This window comes from Calditrichota bacterium, assembly GCA_013152715.1.
GTDB lineage: Bacteria > Zhuqueibacterota > Zhuqueibacteria > Thermofontimicrobiales > Thermofontimicrobiaceae > 4484-87.
Map to the genome: position 1 here is coordinate 1 of JAADFU010000026.1, position 9,134 is coordinate 9,134.

At 44.4% G+C, this 9,134-nt stretch carries 7 protein-coding genes; 6 read left to right on the forward strand and 1 reads right to left on the reverse strand.

Annotated features, from left to right (window positions below; genetic code table 11):
- Nucleotides 1-1,152 precede the first annotated feature (1,152 nt).
- The 6 genes from buk to GXO74_02405 all read left to right on the forward strand — a co-directional run bounded on the left by buk (nucleotide 1,153) and on the right by GXO74_02405 (nucleotide 8,087).
- Nucleotides 1,153-2,220, forward strand: a complete 1,068-nt coding sequence (gene buk / locus GXO74_02380; protein ID NOZ60505.1) for a butyrate kinase — start codon at nucleotides 1,153-1,155, stop codon at nucleotides 2,218-2,220.
- 19 nt (nucleotides 2,221-2,239) lie between these two features.
- Nucleotides 2,240-3,988 carry an indolepyruvate ferredoxin oxidoreductase subunit alpha gene (gene iorA / locus GXO74_02385; GenBank protein NOZ60506.1) on the forward strand — a complete coding sequence of 583 codons (1,749 nt, stop codon included), beginning with the start codon at nucleotides 2,240-2,242 and terminating at the stop codon, nucleotides 3,986-3,988.
- Between the two features lie 28 nt (nucleotides 3,989-4,016).
- Nucleotides 4,017-4,640 (forward strand): indolepyruvate oxidoreductase subunit beta, encoded by a 624-nt coding sequence (locus GXO74_02390; protein ID NOZ60507.1) that lies wholly within the window; start codon nucleotides 4,017-4,019, stop codon nucleotides 4,638-4,640.
- Nucleotides 4,641-4,791: 151 nt separating this feature from the next.
- Complete coding sequence (locus GXO74_02395; protein ID NOZ60508.1) at nucleotides 4,792-5,721, forward strand: bifunctional enoyl-CoA hydratase/phosphate acetyltransferase; 930 nt, start codon at nucleotides 4,792-4,794, stop codon at nucleotides 5,719-5,721.
- Between the two features lie 249 nt (nucleotides 5,722-5,970).
- Nucleotides 5,971-7,488 (forward strand): sigma-54-dependent Fis family transcriptional regulator, encoded by a 1,518-nt coding sequence (locus GXO74_02400; GenBank protein NOZ60509.1) that lies wholly within the window; start codon nucleotides 5,971-5,973, stop codon nucleotides 7,486-7,488.
- 203 nt (nucleotides 7,489-7,691) lie between these two features.
- A complete protein-coding gene (locus tag GXO74_02405; GenBank protein NOZ60510.1) occupies nucleotides 7,692-8,087 on the forward strand; it encodes a HEAT repeat domain-containing protein in 396 nt (131 codons plus the stop codon).
- Nucleotides 8,088-8,283: 196 nt separating this feature from the next.
- Here GXO74_02405 and GXO74_02410 read toward each other — a convergent pair.
- On the reverse strand, nucleotides 8,284-9,134 hold an 851-nt coding region (locus GXO74_02410), incomplete at its 5' end, for a DNA recombination protein RmuC (GenBank protein ID NOZ60511.1).

Below are 9,134 nucleotides of genomic sequence, written 5' to 3' on the forward strand. Positions count from 1 at the left end.
CCTCCTCCTGATCCGATTGTTGTTGTGTGCAAAAGCGTTCCTTCTTTTTCTTCCGGGCTAGTAGGACTATCTTTGTCGCAAGTCAAAAAAGAGACTAATAAGATAACCCCAAAAAACAAGAATAATTTTCTCATGATTAAATCCTCTCTGATTTCTTTATTGATTCAAAGATTTATTGTTTGCCTGTTCAAAATAACATCAAAATGGCTAACTCCGCTGAAAATGCCAAAAAGCTGCTTCGTCTTATTAAGCAAATGCGTTAGGTTATCCGACATCACAGAAGCGGAACTTGAGCCCCGCAAACTGCAATGTTAAATTGAGCCATCTATTATTTTACGATAAGACATGATTTTGTGCATCCGCAAAGGTCGTATTTGGGCATAGAATTGAGTATGCTTTGAAAACAGACATAAGCGGATTTAGTGACTCGGTCACCGTGAGTGATTTTCAGGGGCGTTTCCCAGCAGCTTGAATTATCTATTTGCCCAGTTAAGTAAATCGTGAAGCTCTTTTTGCACCCTGCTATGCTGGGAAGAGTGAAAGAAATCAGTGAGCAGGATAGTAAATTTTCGGATTTGCTTTTTCAATAAAAAGACTTGATTTGGCTGGTTCAATAGGTATTTCTTGTTTCAATATATGAATATTTTTATGGGATGTCAAGAGAAATTTCAGTTTCGTTGTTTTTCGCCTTTTGCTTTTCACTTTTTCCCCAAATAGAAGAAATTCACTGTGGATTGATTCAGAAAAAGACAGTCTGCCTTTTTTAGCAGTTAATGTGTTGAATTGCAAATATTCACTATTTCAAATTGCAAGTTTCAGTCCGGAACGGCTTTTCATAATAATGTATGATGTAAAATTTCAGATGGCTGATGCCCAAGAATGACGATCTGAAATTGTTGAAATTGCAGTTTTCCCGATCTTTTAATTGGCTTCAGGCGAAGATTTTGCCTGCCTTTTTGGGAATCCAGGCGTGGCAAGAATTTCGGTAAATTTCTGGCGCGAAATTTGAAACACAGAATTTTTTAGTTGATTTTGATAATTATTTTTATTATGTTATCCTTATAACAAAATTATGTAAAAGCGACAAAACTGCGAATGAAATTAGGTGAATATCATTAAATAGATTATGTTCATAAAAAAGGAGCCAGCAATATGGGTTTTAAAATTCTTGCCATTAATCCCGGCTCGACCTCCACTAAAGTTGCCCTTTTTGAAGATGATCAACTTCTTTTTGAAGAAAAAATTTCTCACCCGACGGCTCAGCTTAAACAATTTAAAGAACTCTGGGATCAATTTGAATTGCGGAAAAATGGTGTTTTGGAATTTCTGAAAAAACACAAAATCGATGTGAAAGACCTTTCCGCTGTCGTCGGCAGAGGCGGTTTGATCAAGCCCATTTCCGGCGGCACTTATCGAGTGAACGATGAAATGATTCATGACGCGAAAGTTGGCTTGCAAGGAGTTCACGCGGCAAATCTCGCGTGCGCTATCGCCAAAAGTATCGCCGATGAAGCTGGCGTTGAGGCTTTTGTCGTGGATCCGATTTCTGTTGATGAGTTTGAGCCGCTGGCGCGTTACTCCGGGCATCCGCTGATCGAGCGGCGGGCGCTGTCGCACACGCTGAATATTCACGCAGTGGGCAGAATGGCGGCGAAAAAACTTGGCGTGGATTACGAGAAGACAAATTTCATCATTGCTCATCTCGGTGGTGGCATTTCCGTTTGTCCGTTGAAAGGCGGTAGGATCGTGGATGTGAACGATGCTTCCGCAGCAGGCCCTTTTACGCCGGAACGCACCGGAAGTCTGCCGTTGCAAGAATTCATCAAATTGTGCTTTTCCGGGAAATACAGTCAAGATCAGATGCGAAAAATGATTATGGGCGAGGGCGGTTTAGTAGCTTATCTGGGAACGAATGATGCGCAGGAAGTCGAAAAACGCATTGATGCCGGCGATGAAAAAGCGCGCGAGGTTTACGAAGCCATGGCTTACCAGATCGCCAAAGAAATCGGCGCCATGGCTACGGTCGTCAAAGGTGATGTGCGGGCTGTAGTCATCAGCGGCGGTCTGGCGCAGTCGAAGCGATTGATTGATTGGATTACGGAACGCGTGAAATTCATTGCTGAAACGTATGTTTTTCCGGGCGAATTTGAAATGCTGGCGCTGGCGCAGGGAACATTGCGCGCATTGAAGAAAGAGGAAGAGGCTAAAATTTATCAATAAAAAACAGGAAGGAATGCCGATGAATAGAGCTGTGTTGTCAGGAAACGAGGCGATTGCCAGAGGATTTTACGAAGCCGGGGGACGATTTGCAGCAGCATATCCGGGCACGCCGAGTACGGAAATTCTGGAAAATATTGGCAAATTTCAGGAAATTAAAGCGCAATGGTCGCCGAATGAGAAAGTGGCGTTGGAAACGGCTGCCGGAGCCAGTCTTGGCGGCGTTCGCGCGCTGGCTGCCATGAAACACGTGGGTTTGAACGTGGCGGCTGATCCGTTATTTTCACTTTCTTACATGGGAGTCAGCGGCGGACTGGTGATTATTTCCGCGGACGATCCGGCAATGCATTCTTCGCAGAACGAGCAGGACAATCGCTGGTACGCCAAAGCCGCGAAAATTCCCATGTTGGAGCCTTCGGACAGTCAGGAGGCGAAAGATTTTACCATTCTGGCGCTGGAATTGAGCGAAAGATTTGACACGCCGGTTCTTTTGCGCACCACAACACGCATCAATCATTCCAAAAGCATCGTTGAGTTAAAAGAGCCAATCACTGTTGAGCGAAAAAAATATGCGAAAGATTACATGAAAAATGTGTTGCTGCCTTCTAATGCGCGAAAGAAGCACGTTCTTGTGGAAAAACGATTGGAGCAGTTGGCAGAATATGGCAAGACCGCGGCAGTGAATCGAATGGAACTGGGCGACACGAAAATGGGAATCATCACCAGCGGCATTTCTTACCAATACGCTAAAGAGGTTTTCCCCGAGGCTTCGATTTTAAAATTGGGTTTGACCTTTCCTTTGCCCAAGGAACTCATTCGCGAGTTTGCAACAAAAGTGGAAAAATTGTTCGTCATTGAAGAACTGGATCCTTTTCTGGAAGAGCAAATTTTAGCCATGGGCATTGCGGTGGAAGGCAAAAACAAACTGCCGATTCTGGGCGAGCTAAATTTGAGCATTGTCCGCGAAGCCCTTCTCGGCGAAAAAGCGGACGATCTGACATTCTCTGTGAAAGAGCCGATTCCAGCGAGACCGCCGTCACTCTGTCCCGGTTGTTCCCATCGCGGTGTTTTTTACGCCTTGAAAAGATTGAAATTGAACGTTATGGGCGACATTGGCTGTTACACTTTGGGCGCGCTGCCGCCGTTGGAAGCGATGGACACCTGTTTGTGCATGGGCGCCAGCGTGGGATTTTCCGAAGGGATGGAAAAGACTGAAGGCGAAGAATTGCAGGGCAAAGTCATTGGTGTGATTGGCGATTCCACATTTTTTCACTCAGGGATTACCGGGCTGATTGATATTTTTTACAATCGATCCCACGCTAAATTGATCATTCTGGACAATCACATTACTGCCATGACCGGCCAGCAGGAACATCCGGGTTCAGGTTTGAGTTTGCGCAGAGAGCCGACCAACAAAGTCGATATTGAAAAATTGGTTCGCGCCATTGGAATCAAGAGAGTGGTCAAAATTAATCCCTATGAATTGAAGGAAACGATTGCTACCATAAAAGAAGAAATGCAGGTGGATGAGCCTTCTGTAATTATTGCGGATGCTCCCTGCGTGATTCGCGCGAGAAAGATTTTTACCAAACCCTACTATGTGATTGCGGATAAATGCACAAAATGCGGCATGTGCGACCGGGTTGGCTGTTCCGCAATTGAGAAAGACGAAGATGGCAAAACCAAAATTAATCCGTTGCTCTGCATCGGTTGCGACATTTGTCTTCAGGTGTGCAAGCCGGGAGCGATTCAAAGACCTGTCAACGAATAATTTTCAGAAAAAATCATGAGGTTAAATAATGGATAAATTGAAACTTAAAATAGAGAAGGACAATCCGGTCATAAACGTAGTCATGGGCGGAGTCGGCGGTCAGGGCGTGCTTGTCGCCAGTGATATTTTGACCCTGGCGGCGCTGAACGCGGGAATGGACACAAAAAAGAGCGAAGTGCACGGCATGGCGCAGCGCGGCGGCAGCGTGGTAAGTCAAATTCGTCTGGGAGAAAAAATTTATTCGCCGTTAGTGGTGAAAGGAAGCGCTGATGTCTTGCTCGCATTTGAAAAATTGGAAGCGGTGCGATATTTGGAAATGCTGAAACAGGGCGGCGTCGTCATTGTCAATGATCAGCAAATCACACCGCTCACGGTTTATTTTGCCAACATCCCGTATCCCGAAAATGTCGAAGAAATTTGCCGTCGCCGCGCGGGAGAATTTTTTGCCATCGAGGGCATTCAAATCGCAGATGATTTGGGAAATACGCGCGTGCTGAATACGGTCATGTTGGGTGCTCTTTCCACATTTCTGGACATCAAAAAAGATGATTGGATTAAGGCAATTGAACAGCGAGTTCCGCAGAAAACCATTCCTCTGAATATCAAAGCCTTCGAGGAAGGCGCGAAGATTTTTGATGCGGTTAATTATTAGCGACAAAACCATTAGGAAAAATGTCGAAAAGCCTTTTGCAAACAAAAAGAATTTTTTTAAATGGTACTGTCGATAAATTGAAAATGAAGTGTACTGCACCTTCAAGGTGCGGCACACTTTGAAATAAGATTAAGTAAAGGAGAGCCAATAGATGATCAGAAATTTTGACGAATTGATTACCGAAGCGCAGCGAATAAGTCGTGAGCGCCATCGCCCGATTCGCGTGGCGGTTGCCGCGGGAAATGATTCGGCGGCGCTGGAAGCAGTTCATGAAGCGAAAAAAATGGAAATGGTTGATGGGGTGCTCGTGGGAGAGAAAGAACTCATCTGGCAGGCTCTGGAAGAATTGAATTTGCCGCGGGATGAATTTGAAATAATCGAGGCAAAGGGAGATGCGGAAATTTGTCGGCGGACGATTCAGACCATTCACGACGGCGAAGCGGAAATTATTTTGAAAGGCAAAGTGAAAACCGCCACATTGCTCAAGGCGGTGCTGAATGCGGAATACGGCTTGCGCACCGGAAACTTGATCAGCGATGCGTTTGTGTTCGAATGGCTTGACAGACCGTCAGAAAATAAAATCATGATCATCACCGACGGCGGTTTCACTCTGGCGCCGGATTTGAATCAAAAGGTACAATTGATCGAAAATGCCGTCAAAGTCATGCACGCTCTGGGCAACAAAAATCCCAAAGTCGCGGTGCTCTCTGCCGTAGAAACTGTCAATCCGTCGCTGCAATCCACAGTCGATGCGGCGATTTTGGCGAAAATGAACCAGCGCGGTCAGATCAAAGGCTGCGTCGTTGACGGGCCACTGGCGTTGGACAATGCCATTTCTCCGGAAGCGGCAAAAATCAAAGGGATCGATTCTCCTGTTGCCGGGCAGGCGGATATCTTGCTTTTTCCGAATATTGAATCCGCCAATACTACGGCAAAAGGAACAACTTACTTCGCTAATCTGCGCCTGGCCCACGCTACCATGGGCGCCAAAGCGCCGGTGCTGATTCCTTCCCGCTCGGATACAGCGGACGCAAAGATGTTGACGCTGGCGTTGAACGTGGTTTTGAGTCAGCAGTTGTAACTTTTTTGTGGAATGCGGATTTACACAGATTTGACGGATCATTGCGGATTGTTTTTTATTTTTTGATCCGCGGAAATTCGTTTAATCAGTGTCCCCTGCGTGCTATATGCCAACGGTTATTAAAATAGATTAATTTGCTTATTTCCGGGGAAATTTGGCCGCAACTTTTGCTGAAAAAGCCGTATTAACAGACAGGTTTATTGCTAATTTAAAGTTCAAAGTAATGAAAAATTACCCGAGGATGGAAAATTGCTGTCTTTATTGCCCTGTTTGGCGGATTTCAGTGAAAAAATGATCGACATAAAAAATCAGCGTGAATTAGCCCGGTTTTTGTTGGAGCAAATTTGCCGATTTTTGGATTGTAAGCAGGCTTCAGTGTTGGTGTTCGATGTTGAAAAGAATGCGCCGGAAATAGTCGAGGCGCACGGATTCGAGGCGGCTCGGGTGCAATTGCCGAAAATTAGAAAAATTGAAGAGTTTGCTGCGCATGATTATTCCGGTGGAGAAGTTTTTGCTGTCAAGGATGATCGCGGGAAAAATTATTTGCTGGCGTTTGCTCCCGATGAAAAAATTTATTTCGATTGCGAACTGCGCGTGCCCGTGGTCAATTGCTTTCCGGAAATTGGCATCTTGAATATCGGGAAAAAGAACATCGGGACCGATTATTCGGATGATGATATTTCAATGTTGTTGGTAATGGTCAATTTTGCCCGGCTGGCATTGGAAAACTTAATTGCTAAAAAGAAAGCTGTCAACTCCGAAATTGAAGAGAATGACAAAAATTTTAAATCATCAAAATCTTTTTTGCCACTTAAAAAACGAAATCAGGGAGTGGAAATTGTTGGCGTTTCTAAGGCAATGCAAGAAATTCACAATCTGATTGACCGCATCGCCAACAAAGATGTCAGTGTGCTCATCACCGGCGAGAGCGGAACAGGCAAAGACCTGGTGGCGCGGCTGATTCATCAAAAAAGTCATCGCCGCGACAAACCGTTTGTGGCGATGAATTGCGCGGCGTTGCCGGAAACTTTAGTCGAGAGCGAACTTTTTGGACACGAAAAGGGCGCCTTCACCGGGGCACACGCGCTGAAAAAAGGCAAGTTTGAGTACGCTGACGGCGGCACGCTGTTTTTAGATGAAATCGGGGACATGAGTCTCCCCACGCAGGCGAAATTGCTCCGCATTCTGGAAGACGGAACTTTCCAACGCACCGGAAGCAACAAGACTTTGCAAACCGATGTGCGCGTGATTGCAGCTACGAACAAAGACATCATCAAAGAAATCGAAACGGGACATTTTCGCGAAGACCTTTTTTATCGGATTAATTTATTCCAAATTTTCATCCCGCCGCTTCGTGACAGGCGTGAGGACATTTCTGTTTTAGCCGAATATTTTTTGAAAAAATTTGCTGATTTTTATCATAAAAGAATCGAAAAAATTAACCCCGCGGCTTTTGACAGACTTTTTGATTACGATTTTCCCGGGAATGTTCGGGAATTGCAAAATATCATGGAACGCGCTGTCATCATGGAGCAGGGTAGAGAACTCACCATCGATTTTGTTCCGCAAAATATCCATCGAAAGAAAAATCTCGAATCCTCTTTTTCCAATGGCAAACTTTCCGAATTGGAAAAATATCACATCAAAAAAGTACTCCAACAAGTAAATTTCAACAAATCTCAAGCAGCAAAAATATTAGGAATTGCCCGCAAGACATTGCGCGAGAAAATCCAGCGCTATGGCATTTCGGATGAAGTGGAAAATTAATTCACGATTTCTCGATTAACTTGTGGTACGATTCGTGCCGATGCTGGGGAAAACGGACCATCTCGCCAGAGAATTTCGAATATTTACGATGTTTTTAATTTAAATAAAAACAAAAGTTAAGCTGCGCTAAAAAAATGTGGCATGCCTCTTGCCTAATGTTTGACTGAATTAAACTTTCAAACAATAACGAAGGAGGCGTCAAAATGCTGATGATGAAAAAATTTTTGCCGGTTGCAATGACATTTGCACTGCTCGCTCTGATTTTTGTCAGCGCGGGTTTCGCGCAGCAGGAAAAAAACTATGACCAATACCTGATTAAAGCGTTGAAGGACAAAAATCTCGGCATTCGAGCCAGCGCGGCGCAATTGTTAGGAGAACGAAGGGCAGAAGAAGCTATGAAGCCGTTGCTGAAATTGCTGAAACAAGAGAAATGCTACGCCTGTCGCATCATTGCGGCGCAGGCTTTGTACAAAATTGGCAACAAAAGTGTTCTGCCTGAATTGAAACGAATCATGAAAAATGATCGCAACAAAACCGTGCGCCACGTGGTGAAGGCGATTGTTCTGGAAATGGAGAAAGAAAAACTTGCCGAAAGATGAAGGAGGGAGTAGAAATTTGCTAATCCAAAATGTGCCTAAAAAATTCAAATCCTCCGTCCCTTGCGGAGGATTTGAATTTTAATAATGTTCGTTTTTGTTCGTTTTGTTAGCTGCCAATCATATTTGTTTGAGTTACAGATTATTATTTTTGTTCGTTTTGTTCGTTGCAAATTTTATTTGTTTGAATTACAGAAAATTATTTTTGTTTGTTTTTGTTCGTTTCGTTCGTTGCCACTCCTCCATCGTCAGCAATAAATTTTCCCTGCTGCTGCAATGCCTCGATTTCATTGAGCGGTCTTTCCAGTTGACGTCTTCGTGTCGTGGTGAGCGTTTCGTATTCCTTTTGCACGTCCTGAATTTTTTTACCCAAATTTTCAAAACGGGAGATGAATTCAGCCCACTGTTTTTTGAACACGCCCATCAGGCTCAAAATTTTATTCGATGTTTTTTCCAGCGCGAAATTTTCCACTGCCTGGCGAATGACCGCCAGAATGGCGAACAACGTGATCGGCGAACAGAAAATGACGCGATTGCGAATCCCCTCGTCCAAAATCGTGCTGTCCTGCTCATGAATGAAAGCGTAAATCTGTTCGTTGGGAATAAAAAGCAGCACGTAGTCCACTGTGTTTTGCTCGGGATTGATGTAATCGCGCGAGGTAACTTCCTTGATTCTCGCCTTCACATCTTTCAAAAAAGCACGTTTTAAATTTTCTTTTTCAAAATTATTGTTTGACTCAAGATAGCGCAGATAATTATCCAGGGGGAATTTGACATCCATGTTCAATTTGAGATTTTTCGGCAGCAGAAAAGTGAAATCAGGTCTGGACCCGGAACTGTTGATTGTTTTTTGTTTTAAAAAATTGACGTTTTCCACGAAACCAGCCAGCCGAAGAACATCTTCAGCCATGCGCTCGCCCCATTGGCCGCGGGTTTTGGAACTGGAGAGCGCTTCCTTCAGGGAATTTGTCGTTTGAATCAGCGCTGCGGTTTGTTCTGTGGCGGTTTTGAGCTGCGTCTCCAACTGACTGAATTTTTCCACGCGGTCTT